This is a genomic window from Escherichia sp. KS167_9B, from assembly GCF_030295215.1.
GTDB classification, from domain to species: domain Bacteria; phylum Pseudomonadota; class Gammaproteobacteria; order Enterobacterales; family Enterobacteriaceae; genus Escherichia; species Escherichia coli_F.
Genome location: NZ_AP025754.1, coordinates 357,350 through 381,220, shown reverse-complemented (window position 1 = coordinate 381,220; position 23,871 = coordinate 357,350). Strand labels below are relative to the sequence as shown.

The following is a 23,871-nucleotide window of genomic DNA, read 5'->3' as shown; positions in this document are numbered from 1 at the left end:
TAGGTATATACCCCAGGATAAACCGATATATTTTTTATGGATATTCATTTTCCTTCGTCGGACTGTAAATTCCGGGGATATCGAACTTGCACGACTAATCTCAACCCTCAAACAGATTTATGAATTTTGTTCATAACCCCTGACAAATCCTGCCGTCTAATCGAGCTTTTCCCTTTACGTTATGCTTCTCATGAACGATAACGAAAGGATAACACCATGCAAAAAGTAAAACTGAACAACGGTATTGAAATGCCCCTGTTGGGCTTTGGTGTATTTCAGATGACCGATGCCGCCGAATGCGAAAGAGCGGTCATTGACGCTATTAACAGCGGTTATCGACTGATTGACACCGCCGCCTCTTATCAAAATGAAATCCAGGTCGGGAACGCACTGAAACAAAGCGGTATCGCCCGTAACGAACTCTTTGTCACCACGAAACTCTGGTTGCAGGATACCAGTTACGAAGGGGCCAAAGCCCAGTTCGAACGCTCTCTGAATCGACTGCAACTTGATTACGTTGACCTGTACTTGATTCACCAGCCATATGGCGATGTCCACGGAGCCTGGCGTGCCATGGAAGAGCTGCAACAGGCCGGTAAAATTCGCGCTATTGGCGTAAGTAACTTCCATCCTGACCGACTGGCAGACCTTATCGCTTTTAATAACGTCGTTCCGGCGGTAAACCAGGTTGAAGTTAACCCTTTCAATCAGCAGCTACAGGCCGTTCCGTGGATGCAAAGTCGTGGCATTCAGCCAGAAGCCTGGGCACCGTTTGCGGAAGGGAAAAATGGTCTGTTCCAGCATCCTGTTCTCACAGCAATTGGCGAGAAGTATGGCAAAAGCGTGGGCCAGGTTGTTCTGCGCTGGATCTACCAACGAGGCATTGTTTCACTGGCAAAATCAGTGCGAAAAGAACGCATGGAAGAGAACATCAACATTCTCGATTTTGAACTCAGCCCTGAAGATATGCTGCAAATTACCGCCCTGGATACCGCAACCAGCGCGTTCTTCTCTCACCGCGATCCCGCAATGGTGGAATGGCTGACTGGCCGCAAACTTGATGTTTAAGCCGCGATAAAAGAGGTATTCATTCAATGCAAAAACGTTATCTGGGTAAATCCGGACTCGAAGTCTCCGCCCTTGGGCTCGGTTGCATGGGCTTAAGCCACGGCTACGGCCCGGCAACCGATACCCGTCAGGCTATCGAACTTATTCGTGCTGCGGTTGAACGTGGTGTCACCTTCTTCGATACCGCCGAAGTGTATGGTCCGTATCTGAATGAAGAAGTGGTCGGCGAAGCCTTAAAACCGTTTCGTGACCGCGTGGTAATTGCCACTAAATTCGGTTTTACCTTCGGCGATGATAATAAGCAGCAGATTTTAAACAGCCGTCCGGAACATATCCGTGAAGCCGTTGAAGGATCATTACGTCGTCTGAAAACAGATGTTATTGACCTGCTGTATCAACACCGTGTTGATCCAGATGTTCCTATTGAAGATGTTGCAGGAACGGTGAAAGACCTCATCGCAGAAGGTAAGGTCAAACATTTCGGCCTGTCTGAAGCAGGAGCACAAACCATTCGTCGTGCACATGCGGTACAACCTGTCACCGCCCTGCAAAGCGAATATTCCATGTGGTGGCGTGAGCCTGAACAGGAAATTCTGCCGTTGCTGGAGGAACTGGGAATTGGTTTTGTCCCCTTCAGCCCACTAGGTAAAGGTTTCCTGACAGGGGCGATTAAGCCGGGAACCACTTTCGGCAAAGATGATTACCGCAGCACCGTACCGCGTTTCGCAACACAAGCCATTGAAGCCAATGAAAAACTGGTCACCTTGTTAGGTGAACTGGCTGCGGAGAAAGGGGTAACGTCTGCACAAATCGCACTGGCATGGCTATTAGCACAAAAGCCGTGGATTGTTCCCATTCCTGGCACCACTAAACTGAACCGGCTGGAAGAAAACCTGGCCGCTGCTGACATTGTTCTTTCGCAGAAAGATACGCAGCAGATAACCGAGGCGCTGGAAACAATTAAAATCGTCGGTGAACGTTACTCGCCTGAACATCAGGCACGCGTAGGCCGCTAATACCCAAACGGGTCCAGGATAAAGGACCCGTTATTCGGTGTAGCGAAGCGCATCGATCAACAGCGCAAAAGCTGGCGGATGCTGCTTGCGGCTGGGGTAGTAAAGATAATACCCAGGAAAAGTTGGACACCACTCCTGTAACACCTGAATAAGCTTGCCTGACTTTATATACTCCTGAACCATGTCTTCAGGGACACAAGCGATCCCAAACCCTGATAAGGCGGCATCAATTCTTTCTGGCAACGGACTACACGTCAGCTGCCCATCAACCTTAACGCGAAGCGGTTTCCCTTCTCGCTCGAACTCCCAGTGGTAAAGCCCACCGGCAGTTGGCAAACGCATGTTGATGCAGCGATGATTTTGTAGCTCGTGAGGCGTTTCAGGCGCAGGGTTTGCAGCAAAATACGCCGGAGCTCCCACCACAGCCATCCGCATATCTGGTCCAATCCTGACTGCAACCATATCTTTATCAACATTTTCACCCAGTCGTATCCCGGCATCAAAACGGCCTTCAACAATATCGACAAAACCGTTATCCACCACCAGTTCGACATTGATTTCGGGATACTCTCTGAGAAAAGGTTTTAGCTTCGGCCAGACCAGACTTCGCGCGGCATGTTCCCCGGCAGATAACCGAATATTCCCGGAGGGCGTGCCGTTCAATTGAATAAGTGATTCCAGTTCCTGTTCAAGCTCGTCAATACGCGGTTCAAGGCAGGCAATGATTCTCTCCCCCGCTTCTGTGGGAGCCACACTGCGGGTAGTCCGTGTCAGGAGGCGGATATTGAGCCTTTCCTCCAGAGCCTTTATTGCATGGCTAAGTGCAGACTGAGAGACGCCGAGTTTGCCCGCTGCTTTGGTAAAACTTCGCTCTCTTGCCACCACAAGAAAGATTTGCAGTTCGTTGAAGTTTTCTTTGAGCATTGGCGATTTCCTTGTAGAAGCATCCTCTTCACAGACACTCATGAAGGGGGGAGCATAGATGCTATTATTTTAACCACATTATTAGTAACAATGATAATCTGGCTGTATCGAAAATAATTCTAAACTTTCAGGAGATTTATTATGAATAAACGTATCCTCACGATTGCGTCATTCTTCTTACCGATATTCTGACACACATCATTAACTTTCTATTTTTACTCTTTTCTCCACCATAAAATCAATAAAAGCACGAACTTTAGAGGGCATTCTCACCCGTGATGAAACATATATATAAAATCCAGAAAATGAAACGGCCCAATCCTCAAGAATCGGCTGTAACTTGCCCGCATTGATATGTTCAGCGATTGCAAAATCCAGATGTTGAATGATACCCGTTCCATTCAGCGCCATTCGTATCATGCTTTCGTCATCATTAGAAATATACTTACCTGACACCTCTATTTCGAACTCTTCATTACCCCCCACAACATTCGAAAACTCCCATGCTGAGAGTGCACCGCTACTTTTATGCCGCAACCGAAGACAATTATGGTTACTCAATTCCTGAGGAGTTTCAGGAATACCGTGTTCTTTTAAATAATCTGGCGATGCCACAGTAACCAGTTTAATAAGCGGAGAAACAGGAACGGCAGTCATATGCTCATCCAGTCCTTGCTCAAGACGTATGCCCACATCACAGCCGTCCGCAATAATGTTAGATAAACCGTCATCCATAATGAGTTCTATCTTTGTTTTGGGGTAACGAGTAAGAAACTCGCCAATATGAGGCTCAATAAGCATCCTTGCTGCAACACGGGAGGAATTTATTCTCAACAGTCCTGTAGGTTCAAGTTGGGTATCACCGACATCTTTCAACGCATCATCAATTTGCCCCAAAGCCGACACCAGCACTTCATACAGATGCTGTCCTTCCTCAGTAAGCGACATATTGCGGGTCGTACGGTATATCAGCTTGGTGTTAAGACGTTCCTCAAGAGATTTTAAATTCTGGGACAATGCGGCCCGCGTAATACCCATTTCAGAGGCTGCCCTGGAAAAACTGCCGGCACGAACAATCAGCGCAAACCTGGCAAGAGAAGGCAAAATTGAAGGCTCTATTTTCATCATTGTAAACCTTAACTTAACACTGTGATAGATATTAGACCATTGATGATAACCAATACAAGTCATACTATTACGCCGTTCGCGATATGAACACGAATGCCAGTTGCGGATAATAGAAATGATATTTAAATCTGTTTAGGCAAATCCCTGGAGCTTGAAATGAAAACGGTTTCGATAAAACACACTTACTGGGATATAGCTGCTGATATCTATTTCCCTGACGATTTTAATAGTGAAAAAAAGTATCCTGCCATTATCAGTGCCCATCCAATTGGAAGCTGCAAAGAACAGACATCGGGTAGTGTGTATGGTGCCGCCCTGGCAAAAGCTGGCTTTATCGTCATTGCTTTTGATGCCAGTTTTCAGGGAAGCAGCGGTGGAGAACCGCGTTATCTGGAAGATCCAACAATGCGAGTAAAAGACTTCAGCATTGTCGTTGATTACCTTACCACCTTACCTTACGTTGATGCCGGGCGTATTGGTGTACTGGGTATTTGTGGTGGAGGTGGATATGCCATTAATGCCGCAATGACAGAACGTCGGATTAAAGCCATTGGTACTGTCACGGGTGCAAACTACGGGCGTCTTATGCGTGAGGGATTTACAGCGTTTAATCCTATCGGAGCACTCGAAGCAATGGCGCAACAAAGAACAGACGAAGCTAACGGCGCAAAACTTCGCGTAGATGATTTGCTCCCTTCTTCTCCGGAAGCAGCTCTTGAAGCGGGATTAACAGAAATAGACCTTTTTGAAGCAACAGAATATTATCGTTCACCACGAGGCTGTGCGCCTAATGGGGTAAATCGTTCGCTATTTTCACATCAGACTGTTGCCGTGGGCTGGGATGCTTTTCATCTTGCAGAAGTCCTGTTAACTCAACCACTAATGGTTGTAGTGGGCGATAGAGTGGGCGCTTTTGGTGCCTATCGTGACGGCTGCGAAATTATTGGTCGTGCAGCCTCAAAACATAAAGAGTTGGTCGTGGTTGAAGGTTATTCACATTACGACCTGTATGATAAGCCAGAACCTGTGAAACAGGCGCTCGATAAATTAATTCCTTTTTATAAAACACATTTGTAATAATCTTACAGGGAGATTCCTTATCTCCCTGACATTTATCCTTTATTGACTACACAACAATAATGAAATTACTCAAAAAGAAATTTCATTAAAGAAACAAAAAAGCAGTAACTCAATCATTAAGATTATTAGAAACCCTTTGAAGGGATTATAAATAAAGCCAGAAATCTTGGTTCCAAAGCTGGCAACAACTAACCAGTTAAAACATACGCATCAAAATCAGATAAACATTTGAGGTATTGTTATGACAAATAAACACCCATCATTGTTTTCTCCTTTTATGCTGACAGAAAAAATAAAGCTACGTAATCGTATCGTTATGGCTCCTATGACAACCTGGTCAGCTAATCCTGATGGAACCATCTCTGAGCAAGAACTCGAATTTTATAAACGTCGCTCACAAAATGTTGGTTTAGTAATAACAGGATGCACCTATGTCACGCCAAGCGGCATTGGGTTTACTCATGAATTTGCCGCGTATGACGACCGTTTCATTAACAGCCTTGAAAAGTTAGCTGCTGCAGCCAAAAGTGGCGGTGCTCCGGCTATTTTGCAGATTTTCCACGCCGGTAATAAAGCCATCCCGGAGCTTGTGCCAAATTACGATGTTATTAGTGCCAGCGCATCAAGCGTAAAATCTGGTGACTTTATGAAGAGAGTGGTACAAAGCAGGGAAATGACTGAAAACGAAATTCAGGAAACCATTAGAGCATTCGGAGATGTCACAAAAAGGGCGATTAAAGCAGGTTTTGATGGCGTTGAACTTCATGGTGCGCACGGATTCCTTCTGCAGAATTTCTTCTCCCCTCTATTTAACCAGCGTAATGACCGATGGGGAGGAGATCTTGAAGGACGTATGCGCTTCCCGCTGGCCGTATTACAGGAAGTAAAAAATGTAGTCTATGAATATGCGACAAAGCCCTTTGCCATCGGTTACAGAATATCTCCTGAAGAATCTGTAACAGGGGGTCTGCGGATAGAGGATACTTATAAACTCCTTGATCGGCTCATTTCATCCGGTATTTCGTATATACATACCTCGCTGGTCAGTATTAACGATAGCTACCCTGTTGAGTCGCCAAATGGCCCCCGAACTATTGAATTGATTTTAAATCATATTGCAGGCAGAGTGCCGGTAATCGCCGCAGGTAAAATACGCACACCGTCTCAGGCTCAAGAAGCAATTTCCGCTGGCCTGCCACTTGTTGCAATCGGTAAAGGGCTGGTAATAAATCCAGAATGGGTGACTTTAGCTGAATCAGGTAGAAGTCATGAAATTCAAACAGCCCTTAATCCACAACGCGTTCCTGAATTAACCATTCCGGATAAACTATGGGATCAAATTCAGGCATCGAAAGGAACTGGCTGGTTTCCGTTAATGGATTAAATATCTATTACTCTCCCGAGAGTAAAACTATCAAACCAATGAGTAACCGATACAGCCTCGCAAATTCTTTCAGATAATTAACCCGTCACTGCGGCACGTTCTCTCATAAGGCGTGCCTGCTGTGTAATCCAGTATGTATCCGGCATACTTGACGGTTTAATAGAACTCAATTCCTTTCCCAGGTTACCAACAACGATATCTTGTATAACACCCCAGGAGATACGACATTATGATGAGATGAGGTATGCTCCTCAGCGCCAATCAACGCCAGGGCTGGGCCAGTTTTGAGATCAGACTCATTCCCGGACTGACTTCAGGCGACATATATCAATGACATTGGGGCAATAAAAGATAGCCGATGTAATACATCTATTCAAATTTGTGATACATGTCAAAAAATTGGTTGACCAAACTCGTTATTTATATAAGGGCACTTACGAAGTGCACTCTTTTTTAAAGCGAGGAAGTACCAATGAAAGAGAATAAAGTACAGCAAATCAGTCATAAACTGATTAATATCGTTGTTTTGGTAGCAATTGTAGAATACGCCTATTTATTCCTCCATTTCTATTAATAACGGCAATAAACTGTTCATTTCAGCAATATTCAAAAGATGCATCCTCTCCCTTTTTTTTTAAGTAATTATTATATCCGTGGGAGAGGAATACACGCTGTCAGGTAATCAATCAAACTGCGATAAATCATCGGCCAGTAAAGTGGAGATAGCCTCCATTCTCGAAAAATTCATACTCTCAGCGAAACCATCATCAATCACTCATCCAGGCGTTTATGGGAGCGTCGCCAATGGCTGCTAACAATGCCAGACTTCCCCGTTGCCGAAATTCCACATACCACAAATGGTCACAGGGATTGGGTGTTGAAATGATCCGGATGAGCATGTATCTTTACAGTTATGTTATAACATAACAGATAAAAATGATGAAACCCAATATCCATCCTGAGTATCGTACTGTGGTGTTCCATGACACCAGTGTTGATGAGTACTTTAAAATCGGCTCGACTATCAAAACAGACCGTGAGATTGAGCTGGATGGCGTAACGTATCCGTACGTGACAATTGATGTCTCTTCGAAATCGCACCCGTTCTATACAGGGAAGCTGAGAACAGTGGCATCAGAAGGAAATGTTGCACGGTTCACCCAACGTTTTGGTCGTTTTGTTAGCACGAAAAAGGGGGCGTGATGAAAGTCCTTAACTCTCTGCGTACCGCAAAAGAACGCCATCCAGACTGTCAGATTGTGAAGCGAAAAGGACGGCTGTATGTGATTTGTAAATCTAATCCACGTTTTAAGGCCGTTCAGGGGCGTAAGAAAAAGCGTTGATTCATAATTCGCCGGATTAACGATATTTGTCTGATTAATAATCAGACCGGATTAATGTTGGTGTGTTTATAACACCAACATTAATTTCCTGGGGATATATTCTTCCTGTTCATTTAAAGCCAACTGCCTGACGTTTCTCTCCGAATATTCCATTATATTAATGTTGATTTGTTGACCAGCTTCGCCCCTGTATGCTGGTATCAACTCTCTTTTAGACTGAACAAGCCACTCCGCCCCCTCCCTTTGCGGAGCAGCCTGCATTTACACTCAAACTGTTAAGATGATAAATGTGGTAAATCTGTTGGTACTAACATAAAAACGTTTACGCCACAGGAACAGCCTGATCCACCAGTAACCCCATCGCCGACGTTCGAGTGCCAGTTAGAGTAACGCGCACAGATGACTGCACGCAGTGCCCTGTCAAAGAGGCCATCGTTCCTGTGACAGCTGGCAGCCTTCGTTTAACTTCACTTAATTTGGCTCTTGGGGGGCTTACCGAACAGATGACGTACTTACACCCGTTCAATTTTCCATCACTTATTGGAATGAACACTTATAACCATTTTGTGCGGCATGTTAATCCATTAAAATATCTTATTGATTGTCAAATATTCTTTAATGATGGCCAATAATAGTTTTATGTTCTATTTATTATCATTAAAACTTGTTTTTTTACTAGTCGAGCACAAAACGCATTAAGACTATTCCTAACACCTCAGGGCAAAGTTCCTGGCTAATATAAAATGCAAGTAAGAATTGAACGTTATATTGCCAATAACCTTATGAAACTGAATGTCTTTTTCTTCTTATCAAAAAAGCAATATTTTCATTTTTAGTAAATATTGACTTAACCATGGAATTCCTTTTCTGTTCACATATTGACACTCATCAGGAAAAAAACATAAATTTAAGCCCAATCGAAAATAATTAAAACTTAATCTCGTTTAACCTATATTGATATGTGCTACGTATCTTATTTACTTCCGATTTACTAACAACACTGAATGTACCTGTAAAAATTACAGGTTTGGAAAGTAGTGACATGGCAAAATGATTACAGCAGGGACTATGAGGTTAAAAACCATATGGAATATCAAAACCGTTCTGATAAATACATCTGGTCTCCCCATGACGCCTACTTCTATAAAGGACTCTCTGAACTGATTGTGGATATCGACAGATTAATTTATCTATCGCTGGAGAAAATTAGAAAAGATTTCGTGTTTATCAATCTCAATACGGATTCTTTAACTGAGTTTATAAACCGTGATAACGAATGGTTATCCGCGGTAAAGGGGAAACAGGTCGTATTGATTGCGGCCAGAAAGTCAGAAGCCTTAGCAAATTATTGGTATTACAACAGCAATATTAGGGGCGTGGTATACGCTGGGCTGAGTCGTGATATTAGAAACGAATTGGCCTATGTGATTAATGGCAGGTTTCTCAAAAAAGATATTAAGAAAGATAAAATCACGGACCGGGAAATGGAAATTATCCGCATGACGGCCCAGGGAATGCTGCCTAAATCGATTGCCAGAATTGAAAATTGTAGTGTGAAGACAGTGTATACCCATCGGCGTAATGCTGAGGCCAAGCTGTACTCAAAAATATATAAGTTGGTTCCGTAAACTCCAGGCAAGTTAGTTTTAAAAAATGACTCACAGGGACATCATGTCCTCAATTTAACTCGGGAAGAAAAGCAATGAAAAAAAAGGTTCTGGCAATAGCTCTGGTAACGGTGTTTACCGGCATGGGTGTGGCGCAGGCTGCTGACGTAACAGCTCAGGCTGTAGCGACCTGGTCGGCAACAGCCAAAAAAGACACCACCAGTAAACTGGTTGTGACGCCACTCGGTAGCCTGGCGTTCCAGTATGCCGAAGGCATTAAAGGCTTTAACTCACAGAAAGGTCTATTTGACGTGGCTATTGAGGGTGACTCAACGGCTACCGCCTTTAAACTGACCTCACGTCTTATCACCAACACCTTAACCCAGTTGGATACCTCAGGTTCCACACTGAATGTGGGCGTGGATTATAACGGCGCGGCAGTCGAAAAAACTGGCGATACCGTGATGATCGATACCGCCAACGGCGTACTGGGCGGCAACCTTAGCCCGCTGGCTAACGGTTACAATGCCAGCAATCGTACCACCGCACAGGATGGTTTCACCTTCTCCATCATCAGCGGTACCACCAATGGTACCACCGCAGTAACCGATTACAGCACTCTACCGGAAGGCATCTGGAGCGGCGACGTTAGCGTACAGTTCGACGCTACCTGGACCAGTTGATCTCTTTGATGTACCAGCAGGGGTAGCCCCCTGCTTTATTCCTGGACGGAATTGTTATGAAAAAGCACCTTCTGCCTCTCGCTCTGCTGTTTGCCGGAATATCTCCGGCCCAGGCGCTGGATGTCGGCGATATATCATCGTTTATGAACAGTGACAGCAGCACGCTGAGCAAAACAATCAAAAACAGTACCGACAGTGGTCGCCTCATCAATATCCGTCTCGAACGGCTCTCTTCACCGCTTGACGACGGGCAGGTTATCGCAATGGACAAGCCGGATGAGTTGCTACTCACTCCCGCCAGCTTGCTGCTACCCGCCCAAGCCAGCGAAGTGATCCGCTTCTTCTATAAGGGACCAGTAGATGAAAAAGAGCGCTACTACCGCATTGTCTGGTTTGATCAGGCCCTCAGTGATGCGCAGCGCGATAATGCCAACCGCAGCGCTGTAGCCACTGCTTCCGCCCGCATCGGCACCATTCTGGTCGTCGCCCCCCGCCAGGCGAACTACCGCTTTCAGTACGCCAACGGCTCCCTGACAAATACAGGAAATGCGACGCTGCGGATCCTCGCCTACGGCCCCTGCCTGAAAGCCGCCAATGGTAAGGAGTGTAAAGAGAACTACTACCTGATGCCGGGCAAGTCGCGTCGTTTTACCCGCGTGGACACGGCGGATAACAAAGGACGGGTTGCACTTTGGCAGGGTGATAAGTTCATTCCCGTGAAATAGATAGCTGTGCAGATGGATAACGACAATGCCTTTACGACGGTTCTCCCCAGGACTGAAAGCCCAGTTTGCCTTCGGCATGGTCTTTTTGTTCGTTCAGCCCGATGCCAGCGCTGCTGACATAAGTGCGCAGCAAATAGGTGGGGTGATTATTCCGCAGGCCTTCAGTCAGGCGCTTCAGGACGGCATGAGCGTCCCGCTCTATATTCATCTTGCCGGTAGCCAGGGTCGCCAGGACGATCAGCGAATCGGCAGCGCTTTTATCTGGTTGGATGATGGACAGTTACGCATCCGGAAAATACAGCTGGAAGAGAGTGAAGATAACGCCAGTGTCAGCGAACAAACTCGACAGCAGCTGATGGATCTGGCGAACACCCCGTTCAATGAGGCCCTTACCATCCCCCTGACTGACAACGCGCAGTTGGATCTCAGCTTGCGCCAACTGCTGCTGCAGCTGGTGGTCAAGCGCGAAGCACTGGGCACCGTACTACGCTCACGTAGCGAAGACATCGGGCAATCCAGTGTTAACACCCTCAGCAGTAACCTGAGCTATAACTTCGGCATCTATAACAACCAGTTGCGTAACGGCGGGAACAATACATCCAGCTATCTGTCGCTAAATAACGTGACAGCACTGCGCGAACATCATGTGGTACTCGACGGCTCGCTGTATGGGATCGGTAGCGGTCAACAGGACAGTGAATTATATAAAGCGATGTATGAACGCGATTTTGCTGGTCACCGATTTGCCGGTGGAATGCTCGACACCTGGAACTTGCAGTCCTTAGGGCCGATGACCGCCATTTCAGCAGGGAAGATTTACGGCCTTTCCTGGGGAAACCAGGCCAGCTCCACCATCTTCGACAGCAGCCAGTCGGCCACGCCAGTGATCGCCTTTTTACCTGCAGCGGGCGAAGTACATCTCACCCGTGATGGGCGGTTACTGAGTGTTCAGAACTTCACCATGGGCAATCATGAAGTGGATACCCGAGGTCTACCGTACGGTATTTACGATGTGGAAGTTGAGGTGATCGTTAACGGTCGCGTGATCAGCAAACGCACCCAGCGGGTCAATAAGCTGTTTAGCCGGGGGCGCGGCGTCGGTGCGCCACTGGCGTGGCAAATATGGGGCGGTAACTTTCATATGGATCGCTGGTCGGAAAACGGGAAAAAGACGCGACCAGCTAAAGATAGCTGGCTAGCAGGTGCCTCGAGCTCCGGCTCACTGAGTACGCTTAGCTGGGCGGCAACGGGATATGGATACGATAATCAGGCCGTGGGTGAAACCCGTCTGACGCTGCCGCTTGGGGGAGCGATCAACGTTAACCTGCAAAATATGCTGGCCAGTGACAGCTCATGGAGCAGCATCGGCAGCATCAGCGCCACTCTACCGGGAGGCTTTAGTTCGCTATGGGTTAATCAGGAAAAAACCCGCATTGGCAATCAATTGCGACGTAGCGATGCCGACAACCGTGCAATCGGCGGCACACTCAACCTGAACTCACTGTGGTCGAAGCTGGGCACATTCAGCATCAGCTACAATGATGACCGCCGTTACAACAGCCATTATTACACGGCAGATTACTATCAAAATGTCTACAGCGGTACCTTTGGTTCGCTTGGCCTGCGAGCCGGTATTCAGCGCTATAACAACGGCGATAGCAACGCCAATACAGGGAAATATATCGCTCTCGATCTCTCGCTACCACTGGGCAACTGGTTTAGCGCAGGGATGACTCATCAAAACGGCTACACCATGGCAAACCTGTCAGCACGCAAGCAGTTTGATGAAGGGACCATTCGCACTGTTGGTGCCAATCTGTCACGAGCCATCTCCGGCGATACCGGTGATGACAAAACCCTCAGCGGTGGGGCGTATGCACAGTTCGACGCTCGTTACGCCAGCGGAACGCTGAACGTCAATAGCGCGGCGGACGGCTACGTCAATACCAACTTAACTGCCAATGGCAGCGTTGGCTGGCAGGGTAAAAACATTGCTGCCAGCGGGCGGACTGATGGCAACGCCGGGGTGATATTCAATACCGGGCTGGAGGACGACGGTCAGATCAGCGCCAAAATCAACGGACGGATTTTCCCGCTTAACGGCAAGCGCAACTACCTCCCGCTCTCTGCGTATGGGAGATATGAGGTGGAGTTGCAGAACAGCAAAAACTCACTCGACAGCTACGATATCGTCAGCGGCCGCAAAAGCCATCTGACCCTCTATCCAGGCAATGTCGCCGTCATTGAGCCAGAGGTGAAGCAGATGGTTACCGTCTCCGGTCGTATCCGTGCAGAAGACGGCACACTGCTGGCTAACGCACGGATTAACAACCATATCGGCCGAACCCGAACCGATGAAAACGGCGAGTTTGTCATGGACGTGGATAAGAAATACCCCACTATCGATTTTCGCTACAGTGGCAATAAAACCTGCGAAGTGGCACTGGAACTCAACCAGGCGCGCGGTGCCGTCTGGGTCGGTGATGTGGTCTGCAGCGGCCTCTCATCGTGGGCGGCGGTGACGCAGACAGGAGAAGAGAATGAGAGTTAACCTACTGATAGCGATGATAATCTTTGCGCTATTCTGGCCAGCAACCGCGCTCAGAGCTGCAGTGAGCAAAACAATCTGGGCGGATGCACCGGCACGCGAGTTTGTGTTTGTCGAAAACAACTCAGACGACAACTTTTTCGTCACTCCTGGCGGGGCGCTGGATCCGCGCCTGACCGGTGCCAACCGCTGGACCGGTTTAAAATACACTGGCTCAGGAACCATCTATCAACAAAGCCTCGGCTACATTGATAACGGTTACAACACCGGCCTTTATACCAACTGGAAGTTTGATATGTGGCTGGAAAATTCGCCGGTTTCATCTCCTTTAACTGGCTTGCGCTGCATCAACTGGTACGCAGGGTGTAATATGACCACCAGTCTTATCCTGCCGCAAACCACCGACGCCAGTGGATTTTATGGCGCGACGGTGACCAGCGGCGGCTCGAAGTGGATGCACGGCATGTTGTCAGACGCGTTTTACCAGTATCTGCAACAAATGCCCGTTGGCAGCAGCTTTACGATGACCATCAATGCCTGCCAAACCTCAGTGAACTATGACGCCAGCAGCGGCGCGCGCTGTAAGGATCAGGCCTCCGGCAACTGGTATGTTCGCAACGTCACCCATACGAAAGCAGCAAATTTGCGGTTGATAAATACCCACTCGCTGGCGGAGGTATTTATCAACAGCGACGGAGTACCGACTCTGGGCGAAGGGAACGCCGACTGCCGGACGCAAACCATCGGCAGCCGTTCAGGATTAAGTTGTAAGATGGTTAACTATACCCTGCAAACAAACGGGCTCAGCAACACCTCAATCCATATATTCCCGGCGATCGCCAACTCGTCGTTAGCCTCGGCCGTCGGGGCGTACGATATGCAGTTCAGTCTGAATGGCAGTTCATGGAAACCGGTGAGCAATACCGCCTATTACTACACCTTCAACGAGATGAAGAGCGCAGACTCGATCTATGTTTTCTTCTCGAGCAACTTCTTTAAGCAGATGGTGAACCTGGGGATCAGCGATATCAACACCAAAGATCTATTCAACTTTCGCTTTCAGAACACCACATCACCGGAGTCTGGCTGGTATGAATTTTCTACCTCCAACACGCTGATTATCAAACCCCGTGATTTCAGCATCAGTATTATCTCCGATGAATATACTCAGACACCGTCGCGGGAGGGATATGTTGGCAGCGGCGAGTCGGCACTCGATTTCGGCTATATCGTAACCACCAGCGGTAAAACAGCTGCCGACGAAGTGCTGATCAAGGTGACCGGACCCGCGCAGGTGATTGGCGGGCGCTCCTATTGTGTCTTCAGCTCCGATGACGGTAAGGCGAAAGTACCGTTCCCGGCGACGCTTTCCTTTATTACCCGCAACGGAGCTACAAAAACCTACGATGCCGGGTGCGATGATAGCTGGCGGGATATGACCGATGCGCTGTGGCTGACTACACCGTGGACTGATATCTCTGGCGAAGTGGGGCAGATGGATAAGACCACAGTCAAATTTTCGATTCCAATGGATAACGCCATTTCGCTGCGTACGGTAGATGATAACGGCTGGTTTGGCGAAGTCAGCGCTTCAGGAGAGATTCATGTTCAGGCGACGTGGCGTAACATTAACTAAGGCCCTGCTGACAGTGGTCTGTATGCTGGCGGCACCTTTGACACAGGCGATTTCGGTCGGCAATCTGACATTTTCGCTGCCGTCCGAGACTGACTTTGTCAGCAAACGTGTAGTGAATAACAACAAAAGCGCGCGGATATACCGTATTGCCATCAGTGCCATCGATAGCCCAGGCAGCAGTGAATTGCGCACTCGACCGGTGGATGGTGAACTGCTTTTCGCTCCCCGCCAGCTGGCGTTGCAGGCTGGTGAGAGTGAGTATTTTAAATTTTACTATCATGGCCCCCAGGATAACCGCGAGCGCTACTACCGGGTCTCATTTCGCGAGGTCCCCACTCGCAACCAGACAAGACGCAGCCCAACCGGCGGCGAGGTCAGCACTGAGCCGGTGGTGGTGATGGATACCATTCTGGTAGTACGACCTCGTCAGGTTCAGTTTAAATGGTCCTTCGACCAGGTGACAGGAACGGTAAGTAACACCGGCAACACGTGGTTTAAGCTACTGATTAAACCAGGATGTGATTCGACCGAAGAGGAAGGCGACGCCTGGTATCTACGTCCGGGAGACGTAGTTCATCAGCCTGAGTTACGTCAGCCGGGGAATCATTATCTGGTCTATAACGACAAATTCATTAAGATTAGCGATTCCTGTCCTGCTAAGCCCCCTTCGGCGGACTAAGACTTATCCATCGGACGAGGGAAGAATTCCACCTCAGAGACTCAAATAATCGTTTAAATGATGTGGAAGCGATCGTCAATGTCACCTGTAATGATGGGCTTTCTCATATGTACACCATAGTGTTCAGGAGACACGGAAAAGTGCCAGGCAGCCTGCTAACGAGTGGTTTCTTCACGAATTAGTACGTAAAATCGGTAACGGCTGGAAATCATTCAATACTCACACTATCGAAAGTTCCCCAGCCAACCGCGGTACGTTCTTACATACGATGTACCGCTGTTCTCTTTACGATTTATAGCTGTACTGGTGAATTATGAGCAATCTGAATCCATGCATGACGTGTGGTGCCTGTTGTGCATTTTTCCGCGTCTCTTTTTACTGGGCCGAAGCCGACGATGCTGGCGGTACCATTCCCGCCAGGCTCACTGAACAAATATCCCCTTTTCACCGATGCATGAGCGGTACCAATCAGAAAAACCCCAGATGTATTGCCCTTGCAGGAACACCGGGCAAAAATGCCTGCTGCACGATATATAAAAATCGATCGTCCACGTGCAGAGAATTCGCCATGTCTGGTGAGAACGGAGAAGTCAATGAGGCTTGCAATCGTGCAAGAGCTAAATACGGGCTGACACCGTTATAAAGATGCAATAATTAATTGCACTGCCCCGCCAGCTATAATCGCGGGGCTTCGTTTTTCAGGGATAACAAAACCCGAAACTTCTTCCATCTGCCAGCAACAATGCCTCTTCCTCTATAGGGTTCTCCGGATCTACAGCATCCTGAAGTAGCGCGATGTACTCACTGGCTATCTGCATCAGAAAGTTAAAAACAATGTTTTTAACCTATAAAAATGGCGCTGTATTTGCGCCATTTTTATCATTCAATGCATTATCTGTTTGAGCCTAAAGGGATCTCAGGGTCTGGCTCATGAGTAATTCTGTTTCGTAAATCTCTGCGAATAATTTCAATGGACCAGAACCAGACTAAATGTCCAAAAATTTCAGAGACATTCTCATACCACGGAAGATCAAAGAGAGGTGGCGTAAGTCCCATGAGAGGGAATGAAATCATATGAACAAAAAGTTGTGCTAAAGCACCTGCCAGTAAGCCCTGCCAGAGTTTAATTTTTGGAAATACTTCAGCGACCACACAATAACCGACAGCAAACACTATCGAAAAGATAATGTGCGTAACACCAACCCAGTTAAAGACATGCCCGGCAAAGGTATAAACAGCCGCATTGGGATCTGTCAGCCCCAGCCAATCCCGAAGAAAAATATACGGAGGATTGAGAAAATTACGGGAGCAATCAATTTGCCCAGCAGCCCTGATTAATGATTCCGGGCCACACGCTGCATTAAACATATCCACCGGGCTACGTGGCGGCAATGGAACTTCAGCCCCCCACTTCACAAATGCGGAAACAACGCCAGCAATTAGCCCAATGAATGCAGCAAGACCATAACGTCTGCGGTTCGGTGGAGTTTGTTCAAATATATTCATATTTACCCTGTTTGTTTCATTATGTTGTACACCTCTTCAGGAGTATTCATAAAACAAGATGAATGTAAAGAACTGTATTGTTTTGTATAACCACATGGTTACCTAATCGCCAATTAATATAAGCTCCATTATTTCTTCATATTTTTTTGTTAGAAGTGACAACGATTTGCAGGGTGATGCAGAGCTGACAATCACAGGTTTCCTTATCGGTTTTTGCATCGCACAACTAAAGCAATAAACTAGCTCCCGTCATCGGCGAATATGAATTAATTAGCCGGGCTCATAGCTGCATTCGCGTTTTAAGAATAATCCTCCTGCTCTCACCGACTATGCTTAACGTTTAAAAAAGCATCAACACTCTCGCAACGCACTCTTATTTTCCCCTTTAGAATACCGGAGGCCTGGTATGAGCAACCAAGGCGAATACCCCGAAGATAATCGGGTTGGGAAGCACGAGCCGCACGATTTTAGTTTGACCCGCCGCGATCTGATTAAAGTGAGCGCCGCAACGGCGGCGACCGCCGTGGTTTATCCTCATTCTACGCTTGCGGCAAGCGTTCCGGCAGCTACACCCGCGCCAGAGATAATGCCCCTGACACTTAAGGTGAACGGCAAAACCGAGCAGCTTGAGGTGGATACCCGAACCACGCTACTGGACGCTTTGCGTGAAAATCTGCATCTGATCGGTACCAAGAAAGGTTGCGATCACGGACAGTGCGGAGCCTGTACCGTACTGGTCAATGGTCGCAGGCTTAATGCCTGCCTGACGCTGGCAGTCATGCATCAGGGGGCCGAGATCACCACCATTGAAGGCCTGGGTTCACCAGAGAATCTTCACCCCATGCAGGCGGCCTTTATCAAGCATGATGGCTTCCAGTGCGGCTACTGCACCTCCGGGCAAATTTGCTCATCAGTAGCGGTGCTAAAAGAGATTCAGGACGGCATTCCCAGTCACGTCACGGTCGATTTGGTTTCCCCTCCAGAAAGAACTGCCGATGAGATCCGTGAACGTATGAGCGGCAACATCTGTCGCTGTGGTGCATACGCTAACATCCTTGCCGCCATTGAAGACGCTGCGGGGGAGATAAAATCATGAAGGCGTTTACCTATGAACGTGTGAACACCCCTGCCGAGGCGGCACTTAGCGCTCAGCGCGTACCCGGCGCAAAATTTATCGCTGGCGGGACCAATCTGCTGGACCTGATGAAGCTGGAAATTGAAACGCCAACCCACCTTATCGATGTGAACGGGCTCGGGCTCGATAAGATTGAAGTGACCGACGCGGGTGGGCTGCGCATCGGCGCACTGGTACGGAACACCGACCTGGCGGCTCACGAGCGCGTGCGTCGTGATTACGCGGTACTCTCCCGCGCTCTGCTCGCTGGCGCGTCTGGTCAGTTACGTAATCAGGCAACCACCGCAGGTAATCTGCTCCAGCGCACGCGCTGCCCCTATTTTTACGACACCAATCAGCCCTGCAATAAGCGCCTGCCCGGGAGCGGCTGCGCGGCACTTGAAGGCTTTAGCCGTCAGCACGCGGTGGTAGGCGTAAGCGAAGCCTGCATTGCCACCCATCCGAGCGATATGGCGGTCGCAATGCGGTTGCTGGATGCGGTGGTGGAAACCATCACGCCGGAGGGAAAAACTCGCAGTATCACACTAGCTGATTTTTATCACCCACCGGGGAAAACGCCGCACATTGAAACCGCCCTGCTTCCCGGTGAGCTTATCGTTGCGGTGACGTTACCTCCGCCGCTCGGCGGAAAACATATCTACCGCAAGGTGCGCGATCGCGCCTCCTACGCCTTTGCCCTGGTATCGGTCGCGGCGATTATTCAGCCTGACGGCAGCGGGCGCGTCGCGCTGGGCGGAGTAGCACATAAGCCCTGGCGCATTGAGGCTGCGGATGCTCAGCTATCCCAGGGGGCGCAGGCCGTGTATGACGCGCTGTTCGCCAGCGCCCATCCCACCGCTGAAAATACCTTTAAACTCCTGTTGGCGAAGCGAACGCTTGCCTCCGTACTGGCTGAAGCGAGGGCACAGGCATGAAATTTGATAAACCCGCAGAGGAAAACCCGATCGATCAGCTGAAGGTTGTCGGTCGTCCCCATGACCGCATCGACGGACCGCTGAAAACTACCGGCACGGCACGCTACGCCTACGAATGGCATGAAGAAGCCCCCAACGCCGCCTATGGCTATATCGTCGGTTCCGCCATTGCCAAAGGACGCCTCACCGCCCTTGATACGGACGCCGCGCAAAAAGCGCCGGGCGTACTGGCTGTCATTACCGCCAGTAACGCTGGGGCACTCGGCAAAGGCGACAAAAACACCGCCAGGCTGTTAGGCGGCCCCACTATTGAGCACTATCATCAGGCCATTGCGCTGGTAGTGGCCGAGACCTTCGAACAGGCGCGAGCGGCGGCCTCGCTGGTGCAGGCGCACTATCGCCGTAATAAAGGAGCTTACTCCCTGGCGGACGAGAAACAGGCCGTCAGTCAGCCGCCGGAAGACACGCCCGATAAAAACGTTGGTGACTTTGACGGGGCTTTCACCTCCGCTGCGGTGAAAATTGATGCTACATACACGACCCCGGACCAGAGCCATATGGCGATGGAGCCGCATGCCTCGATGGCCGTCTGGGATGGAAATAAGCTTACCCTCTGGACCTCAAATCAGATGATTGACTGGTGCCGCACCGATCTGGCAAAAACGCTGAAAGTGCCCGTGGAGAATGTGCGTATTATCTCCCCGTATATCGGCGGAGGGTTTGGCGGCAAGCTATTCCTGAGAAGCGATGCGCTGCTGGCGGCCCTCGCCGCCCGTGCGGTGAAACGTCCGGTTAAAGTGATGCTCCCCCGCCCCACTATTCCCAATAACACCACGCACCGCCCCGCCACCCTTCAGCACCTGCGTATCGGTGCCGACCAGAGCGGGAAAATCACCGCTATCTCACATGAAAGCTGGTCCGGAAACCTGCCCGGCGGCACGCCGGAAACGGCGGTACAGCAAAGCGAATTACTCTACGCAGGGGCAAACCGTCATACCGGCCTGCGGCTCGCCGCGCTTGATTTGCCGGAAGGGAACGCCATGCGTGCGCCCGGCGAAGCCCCCGGTCTGATGGCGCTCGAAATCGCGATCGACGAACTGGCGGAAAAAGCGGGCATCGATCCCGTCGAGTTTCGCATCCTGAATGACACTCAGGTTGACCCCGCCGACCCGACGCGCCGCTTCTCTCGCCGTCAGCTTATCGAGTGCTTGCGCACCGGAGCGGATAAATTTGGCTGGAAGCAGCGCAACGCCACACCCGGACAGGTGCGCGACGGGGAGTGGCTAGTCGGCCACGGTGTTGCGGCGGGCTTTCGCAATAATCTGCTGGAAAAATCGGGTGCTCGGGTTCACCTCGAACAAAATGGCACCGTTACCGTAGAAACGGACATGACCGACATTGGCACCGGCAGCTACACCATTCTGGCCCAGACGGCAGCGGAAATGCTTGGCGTACCGCTGGAGCAGGTTGCGGTTCACCTCGGCGATTCCAGTTTCCCGGTTTCTGCGGGTTCTGGTGGACAATGGGGCGCGAATACCTCCACCTCCGGCGTTTACGCCGCCTGTGTGAAACTTCGCGAAATGATTGCCTCGGCGGTCGGGTTTGATCCTGAGCAGTCGCAGTTTGCCGACGGCAAGATTACCAACGGTACCCGAAGCGCCACGCTACATGAGGCCACCGCAGGCGGCAGACTGACAGCGGAAGAGAGCATTGAGTTCGGCACTCTCAGCAAGAAGTACCAGCAATCGACCTTTGCCGGGCATTTTGTGGAGGTCGGCGTGCATAGCGCGACGGGAGAAGTTCGGGTCCGGCGTATGCTCGCCGTGTGCGCAGCGGGGCGCATTCTGAATCCGAAAACTGCACGCAGCCAGGTCATTGGCGCGATGACTATGGGCATGGGCGCGGCACTGATGGAGGAGCTGGCGGTAGATGACCGTTTGGGCTACTTCGTTAATCACGATATGGCGGGGTATGAGGTGCCGGTTCATGCGGATATCCCAAAACAGGAGGTGATTTTCCTGGATGATACCGACCCCATCTCCTCCCCGATGAAGGCCAAAGGTGTCGGTGAGCTGGGCCTGTGCGGCGTGAGCGCGGCTATCGCCAACGCGGTGTATAACGCCACCGGTATTCGGGTACGGGATTATCCCATCACTCTGGATAAGCTGCTCGATAAACTGCCGGATGTGGTTTAAGGAGGAACAATGTCATACTCGCTTTTTGACAAAGACGAGCACTGGCATAAGCCAGAGCAGGCGTTTCTCACCGATGACCACCGGACCATTCTGCGCTTCGCCGTAGAGGCGCTAATGTCCGGTAAAGGAGCGGTGCTGGTGACGCTGGTGGAGATACGCGGCGGCGCGGCGCGCCCGCTCGGAGCACAGATGGTGGTGCGCGAAGATGGTCGTTACTGCGGTTTTGTCTCTGGCGGCTGCGTGGAGGCCGCTGCCGCTTTTGAAGCGCTGGAGGTGATGGGCTCAGGCTGCGATCGCGAAATTCGCTATGGCGAAGGTTCGCCGTGGTTTGACATCGTTCTGCCCTGCGGCGGTGGGATCACGCTGACGCTCCATAAACTACGCTCGGCACAGCCTCTGCTCGCCGTGCTGAACCGCCTGGAACAGAGAAAACCGGCGGGTCTGCGCTACGATCCGCAAGCTCAATCGCTGGTGTGCCTGCCCACGCAAACCCGAACGGGCTGGAATCTCAATGGCTTTGAGGTGGGGTTCAGGCCATGCGTCAGGCTGATGATTTACGGACGTTCTCTTGAGGCGCAGGCAACCGCGAGTCTTGCAGCAGCCACAGGCTATGACAGCCATATCTTCGATATTTTTCCGGCCTCAGCCAGCGCTCAGATCGATACCGATACGGCGGTCATTTTGCTGTGCCATGATCTCAACCGGGAGCTGCCAGTGTTGCAGGCCGCGCGAGAGGCAAAACCCTTTTATCTCGGCGCATTGGGCAGCTATCGAACCCACACGTTACGTCTGCAAAAGCTCCACGAGCTAGGATGGTCCAGGGAGGAGACAGCGCAAATCCGGGCACCCATCGGGATATTCCCCAAAGCCCGGGATGCGCATACTCTGGCACTCTCCGTGCTGGCAGAAGTCGCTTCTGTACGTCTCCATCAGGAGGAGGATTCATGCCTGCCCCCGTCGTCGTGATCCTTGCGGCCGGGCGTGGAGAGCGCTTTCTCGCCTCCGGGGGAAATACCATAAATTAAGAGAAAAATCTGCAGTAGCCGTTTTAGAAAATCACCTAAATCGTTTAAAAGAGCGCCCAACCCATAGTGGGCGCTCATCGCCTTGTGTAACTTATTCAGCAACACGCGCCCTCGCCGGACTAAAGCGCACCGGCCTTCTGGCGTGCGGTAACAAAGGTCAGTACGCCAGCGCAAAGGAGCAGCACGCTACTCATAGCAAACGTGCTCTGCCAGCCAAGGCGGTCAAACACAATGCCTCCTGCCGTTGATCCAAGGGCGATGGCGAGCTGAATCACCGCGACCATGAGCCCGCCTCCGGCTTCGGCGTTGTCAGGCAACGTACGCGCAATCCATGTCCACCATCCGGTTGGCGCGGCGGTGGCCAGCATGCCCCAGAGTCCTAACAGCAACGAAACCGTCCAGACCAGATGCCCGGTCAGCATCAGGCCGATAGCAATGACGGCCATAAGTCCGGGTATGGCCATCAGCGTGGGGTAGAATTTTCTGTTGAGAAATGCCGAAACAACCAGCGTGCCAATAAAACCGGCCACGCCGATAATCAGCAAAATCAACGACAAGCCTGAGGAATTAACCCGTGTCACCGACTCCAGAAACGGGCGCACATAGGTGAATAGCGCAAACTGCCCCATGAAAAACAGGCCACAAGCTATCATGCCGACCACAACCATGCGGCGGCTAAATAAGCGGAATACCGTGCCAAATGACGTGTGGCTTTTATTCGCATCCATACTGGGCAGGCTGATGCACTGCCAGATAAAGGCGACAACCGCCATGGGCACCAGGCACAAGAAAGCGCCTCGCCATCCGACCGTAGCCCCCAGATAGCTTCCCAGCGGCGCGGCCACGACCGTCGCCAGCGCATTACCGGCATTGAAAATCGCCAGCGCACGCGTGACCTGTTGCTGCGGCACCAGACGAATCGCCGTTGCCGCAGACATCGACCAGAATCCGCCAATGGCCACACCAATCATCGCGCGACCAACCATATACATCAGATAACTGGAAGCCAGCGCAATAATAAGCCCCGATACGGCCATCAGAACCGTCATTCCCAGCAGCAGGAATTTACGATTCATTTTTCCTGCTAGCGTTGAAAGCGTCAGGCTGGTCAGAACCGCCAGTGCGCCGGAGATAGCAATCCCCTGCCCAGCCACCCCCTCCGTCACGCCTAAATCGCGGGCAATCGGCGTGAGCAGGCTGACGGGCATAAATTCAGAAGCAATCAGCACAAACACGCACAGGGTCATGGCAAAAATACCGCCCCAGTATGCGCGA

Annotated in this window: 22 protein-coding genes and 1 pseudogene; 18 read left to right on the top strand and 5 right to left on the bottom strand. The window is 50.2% G+C overall.

The window, feature by feature from the left end; translation table 11 throughout:
* Positions 1 to 216 precede the first annotated feature (216 nt).
* Positions 217 to 1,068, top strand: a complete 852-nt coding sequence (locus QUE34_RS01930; protein WP_001174452.1) for an aldo/keto reductase — start codon at positions 217 to 219, stop codon at positions 1,066 to 1,068.
* Between the two features lie 26 nt (positions 1,069 to 1,094).
* Positions 1,095 to 2,084, top strand: coding sequence for an aldo/keto reductase (locus tag QUE34_RS01925; protein WP_001172288.1), 990 nt, complete (start codon positions 1,095 to 1,097; stop codon positions 2,082 to 2,084).
* Between the two features lie 30 nt (positions 2,085 to 2,114).
* On the opposite strand, the gene QUE34_RS01920 is transcribed toward QUE34_RS01925, so the two are convergent.
* Both QUE34_RS01920 and QUE34_RS01915 read right to left on the bottom strand, forming a co-directional pair.
* Positions 2,115 to 3,008 (bottom strand): LysR family transcriptional regulator, encoded by an 894-nt coding sequence (locus tag QUE34_RS01920; protein ID WP_000910706.1) that lies wholly within the window; start codon positions 3,006 to 3,008, stop codon positions 2,115 to 2,117.
* Between the two features lie 201 nt (positions 3,009 to 3,209).
* The gene (locus tag QUE34_RS01915; RefSeq protein ID WP_105268578.1) at positions 3,210 to 4,136 is read right to left on the bottom strand and encodes a LysR family transcriptional regulator; all 927 of its coding nucleotides are present in this window, start codon (positions 4,134 to 4,136) and stop codon (positions 3,210 to 3,212) included.
* Between the two features lie 156 nt (positions 4,137 to 4,292).
* Here QUE34_RS01915 and QUE34_RS01910 point away from each other — a divergent pair, with 156 nt between their 5' ends.
* From QUE34_RS01910 to ykgO, 5 genes are all read left to right on the top strand, one after another.
* Positions 4,293 to 5,213 (top strand): alpha/beta hydrolase, encoded by a 921-nt coding sequence (locus QUE34_RS01910; RefSeq protein WP_000860032.1) that lies wholly within the window; start codon positions 4,293 to 4,295, stop codon positions 5,211 to 5,213.
* A 244-nt stretch (positions 5,214 to 5,457) separates the two neighbouring features.
* The gene (locus QUE34_RS01905; protein WP_000182343.1) at positions 5,458 to 6,600 is read left to right on the top strand and encodes an NADH-dependent flavin oxidoreductase; all 1,143 of its coding nucleotides are present in this window, start codon (positions 5,458 to 5,460) and stop codon (positions 6,598 to 6,600) included.
* Positions 6,601 to 7,072: 472 nt separating this feature from the next.
* A complete protein-coding gene (gene ykgR / locus QUE34_RS28390; RefSeq protein WP_032183332.1) occupies positions 7,073 to 7,174 on the top strand; it encodes a small membrane protein YkgR in 102 nt (33 codons plus the stop codon).
* A gap of 365 nt (positions 7,175 to 7,539) precedes the next feature.
* Positions 7,540 to 7,803 carry a type B 50S ribosomal protein L31 gene (locus QUE34_RS01895; RefSeq protein WP_000803998.1) on the top strand — a complete coding sequence of 88 codons (264 nt, stop codon included), beginning with the start codon at positions 7,540 to 7,542 and terminating at the stop codon, positions 7,801 to 7,803.
* The gene (gene ykgO / locus QUE34_RS01890; protein ID WP_000866436.1) at positions 7,803 to 7,943 is read left to right on the top strand and encodes a type B 50S ribosomal protein L36; all 141 of its coding nucleotides are present in this window, start codon (positions 7,803 to 7,805) and stop codon (positions 7,941 to 7,943) included. Before QUE34_RS01895 ends, ykgO begins: the two co-directional genes overlap by 1 nt.
* Before the next feature lie 34 nt (positions 7,944 to 7,977).
* Here the strand turns inward: ykgO and ykgL are convergent.
* Positions 7,978 to 8,204: pseudogene (gene ykgL, locus QUE34_RS01885) on the bottom strand (protein YkgL).
* 824 nt (positions 8,205 to 9,028) lie between these two features.
* Here ykgL and ecpR point away from each other — a divergent pair.
* From ecpR to QUE34_RS01850, 7 genes are all read left to right on the top strand, one after another.
* Complete coding sequence (ecpR, locus tag QUE34_RS01880) at positions 9,029 to 9,571, top strand: ECP biosynthesis operon DNA-binding transcriptional regulator EcpR (RefSeq protein WP_024166199.1); 543 nt, start codon at positions 9,029 to 9,031, stop codon at positions 9,569 to 9,571.
* 74 nt (positions 9,572 to 9,645) lie between these two features.
* Positions 9,646 to 10,233, top strand: a complete 588-nt coding sequence (gene ecpA, locus QUE34_RS01875) for a common pilus major fimbrillin subunit EcpA (RefSeq protein ID WP_000730972.1) — start codon at positions 9,646 to 9,648, stop codon at positions 10,231 to 10,233.
* Between the two features lie 56 nt (positions 10,234 to 10,289).
* On the top strand, positions 10,290 to 10,958 hold the full coding sequence (gene ecpB, locus QUE34_RS01870) for a fimbrial chaperone EcpB (protein WP_000716391.1): 669 nt from the start codon (positions 10,290 to 10,292) through the stop codon (positions 10,956 to 10,958).
* Between the two features lie 25 nt (positions 10,959 to 10,983).
* A complete protein-coding gene (gene ecpC / locus QUE34_RS01865; RefSeq protein ID WP_032302493.1) occupies positions 10,984 to 13,509 on the top strand; it encodes a fimbrial usher EcpC in 2,526 nt (841 codons plus the stop codon).
* Positions 13,499 to 15,142 (top strand): fimbrial adhesin EcpD, encoded by a 1,644-nt coding sequence (gene ecpD, locus QUE34_RS01860; RefSeq protein ID WP_032302492.1) that lies wholly within the window; start codon positions 13,499 to 13,501, stop codon positions 15,140 to 15,142. Before ecpC ends, ecpD begins: the two co-directional genes overlap by 11 nt.
* Positions 15,111 to 15,821, top strand: a complete 711-nt coding sequence (gene ecpE / locus QUE34_RS01855; protein WP_001361803.1) for a fimbrial chaperone EcpE — start codon at positions 15,111 to 15,113, stop codon at positions 15,819 to 15,821. Before ecpD ends, ecpE begins: the two co-directional genes overlap by 32 nt.
* Before the next feature lie 313 nt (positions 15,822 to 16,134).
* Positions 16,135 to 16,464, top strand: a complete 330-nt coding sequence (locus QUE34_RS01850; RefSeq protein WP_001307600.1) for a YkgJ family cysteine cluster protein — start codon at positions 16,135 to 16,137, stop codon at positions 16,462 to 16,464.
* A gap of 248 nt (positions 16,465 to 16,712) precedes the next feature.
* Here QUE34_RS01850 and QUE34_RS01840 read toward each other — a convergent pair whose 3' ends face one another.
* Positions 16,713 to 17,327, bottom strand: a complete 615-nt coding sequence (locus QUE34_RS01840; protein WP_001019920.1) for a YagU family protein — start codon at positions 17,325 to 17,327, stop codon at positions 16,713 to 16,715.
* A gap of 406 nt (positions 17,328 to 17,733) precedes the next feature.
* Here QUE34_RS01840 and paoA point away from each other — a divergent pair, with 406 nt between their 5' ends.
* Genes paoA through paoD form a run of 4 tightly spaced genes read left to right on the top strand, consistent with a single transcriptional unit; the run spans position 17,734 to position 22,537 of the window.
* Positions 17,734 to 18,423 (top strand): aldehyde dehydrogenase iron-sulfur subunit PaoA, encoded by a 690-nt coding sequence (paoA, locus tag QUE34_RS01835; protein ID WP_000070682.1) that lies wholly within the window; start codon positions 17,734 to 17,736, stop codon positions 18,421 to 18,423.
* Entirely contained in the window at positions 18,420 to 19,376 is a 957-nt protein-coding gene (gene paoB / locus QUE34_RS01830) for an aldehyde oxidoreductase FAD-binding subunit PaoB (RefSeq protein WP_000643332.1), read from the top strand. The genes paoA and paoB overlap by 4 nt, the downstream gene beginning before the upstream one ends.
* On the top strand, positions 19,373 to 21,571 hold the full coding sequence (gene paoC / locus QUE34_RS01825; protein ID WP_103253300.1) for an aldehyde oxidoreductase molybdenum-binding subunit PaoC: 2,199 nt from the start codon (positions 19,373 to 19,375) through the stop codon (positions 21,569 to 21,571). The genes paoB and paoC overlap by 4 nt, the downstream gene beginning before the upstream one ends.
* 9 nt (positions 21,572 to 21,580) lie before the next feature.
* The gene (gene paoD, locus QUE34_RS01820; RefSeq protein WP_032302490.1) at positions 21,581 to 22,537 is read left to right on the top strand and encodes a molybdenum cofactor insertion chaperone PaoD; all 957 of its coding nucleotides are present in this window, start codon (positions 21,581 to 21,583) and stop codon (positions 22,535 to 22,537) included.
* Positions 22,538 to 22,715: 178 nt separating this feature from the next.
* Here the strand turns inward: paoD and QUE34_RS01815 are convergent, their stop codons facing one another.
* Positions 22,716 to 23,843: an MFS transporter gene (locus QUE34_RS01815; protein WP_123059891.1), complete on the bottom strand. Its 1,128-nt coding sequence runs from the start codon at positions 23,841 to 23,843 to the stop codon at positions 22,716 to 22,718.
* Positions 23,844 to 23,871 lie beyond the last annotated feature (28 nt).

Bases quoted from the DNA above. Each gene is read 5' to 3' on its own strand.
- QUE34_RS01930 (WP_001174452.1), top strand. From the start codon at position 217: ATGCAAAAAGTAAAACTGAACAACGGTATTGAAATGCCCCTGTTGGGC.
- QUE34_RS01925 (WP_001172288.1), top strand. From the start codon at position 1,095: ATGCAAAAACGTTATCTGGGTAAATCCGGACTCGAAGTCTCCGCCCTT.
- QUE34_RS01920 (WP_000910706.1), bottom strand. From the start codon at position 3,008: ATGCTCAAAGAAAACTTCAACGAACTGCAAATCTTTCTTGTGGTGGCA.
- QUE34_RS01915 (WP_105268578.1), bottom strand. From the start codon at position 4,136: ATGATGAAAATAGAGCCTTCAATTTTGCCTTCTCTTGCCAGGTTTGCG.
- QUE34_RS01910 (WP_000860032.1), top strand. From the start codon at position 4,293: ATGAAAACGGTTTCGATAAAACACACTTACTGGGATATAGCTGCTGAT.
- QUE34_RS01905 (WP_000182343.1), top strand. From the start codon at position 5,458: ATGACAAATAAACACCCATCATTGTTTTCTCCTTTTATGCTGACAGAA.
- ykgR (WP_032183332.1), top strand. From the start codon at position 7,073: ATGAAAGAGAATAAAGTACAGCAAATCAGTCATAAACTGATTAATATC.
- QUE34_RS01895 (WP_000803998.1), top strand. From the start codon at position 7,540: ATGAAACCCAATATCCATCCTGAGTATCGTACTGTGGTGTTCCATGAC.
- ykgO (WP_000866436.1), top strand. From the start codon at position 7,803: ATGAAAGTCCTTAACTCTCTGCGTACCGCAAAAGAACGCCATCCAGAC.
- ecpR (WP_024166199.1), top strand. From the start codon at position 9,029: ATGGAATATCAAAACCGTTCTGATAAATACATCTGGTCTCCCCATGAC.
- ecpA (WP_000730972.1), top strand. From the start codon at position 9,646: ATGAAAAAAAAGGTTCTGGCAATAGCTCTGGTAACGGTGTTTACCGGC.
- ecpB (WP_000716391.1), top strand. From the start codon at position 10,290: ATGAAAAAGCACCTTCTGCCTCTCGCTCTGCTGTTTGCCGGAATATCT.
- ecpC (WP_032302493.1), top strand. From the start codon at position 10,984: ATGCCTTTACGACGGTTCTCCCCAGGACTGAAAGCCCAGTTTGCCTTC.
- ecpD (WP_032302492.1), top strand. From the start codon at position 13,499: ATGAGAGTTAACCTACTGATAGCGATGATAATCTTTGCGCTATTCTGG.
- ecpE (WP_001361803.1), top strand. From the start codon at position 15,111: ATGTTCAGGCGACGTGGCGTAACATTAACTAAGGCCCTGCTGACAGTG.
- QUE34_RS01850 (WP_001307600.1), top strand. From the start codon at position 16,135: ATGAGCAATCTGAATCCATGCATGACGTGTGGTGCCTGTTGTGCATTT.
- QUE34_RS01840 (WP_001019920.1), bottom strand. From the start codon at position 17,327: ATGAATATATTTGAACAAACTCCACCGAACCGCAGACGTTATGGTCTT.
- paoA (WP_000070682.1), top strand. From the start codon at position 17,734: ATGAGCAACCAAGGCGAATACCCCGAAGATAATCGGGTTGGGAAGCAC.
- paoB (WP_000643332.1), top strand. From the start codon at position 18,420: ATGAAGGCGTTTACCTATGAACGTGTGAACACCCCTGCCGAGGCGGCA.
- paoC (WP_103253300.1), top strand. From the start codon at position 19,373: ATGAAATTTGATAAACCCGCAGAGGAAAACCCGATCGATCAGCTGAAG.
- paoD (WP_032302490.1), top strand. From the start codon at position 21,581: ATGTCATACTCGCTTTTTGACAAAGACGAGCACTGGCATAAGCCAGAG.
- QUE34_RS01815 (WP_123059891.1), bottom strand. From the start codon at position 23,843: ATGACCCTGTGCGTGTTTGTGCTGATTGCTTCTGAATTTATGCCCGTC.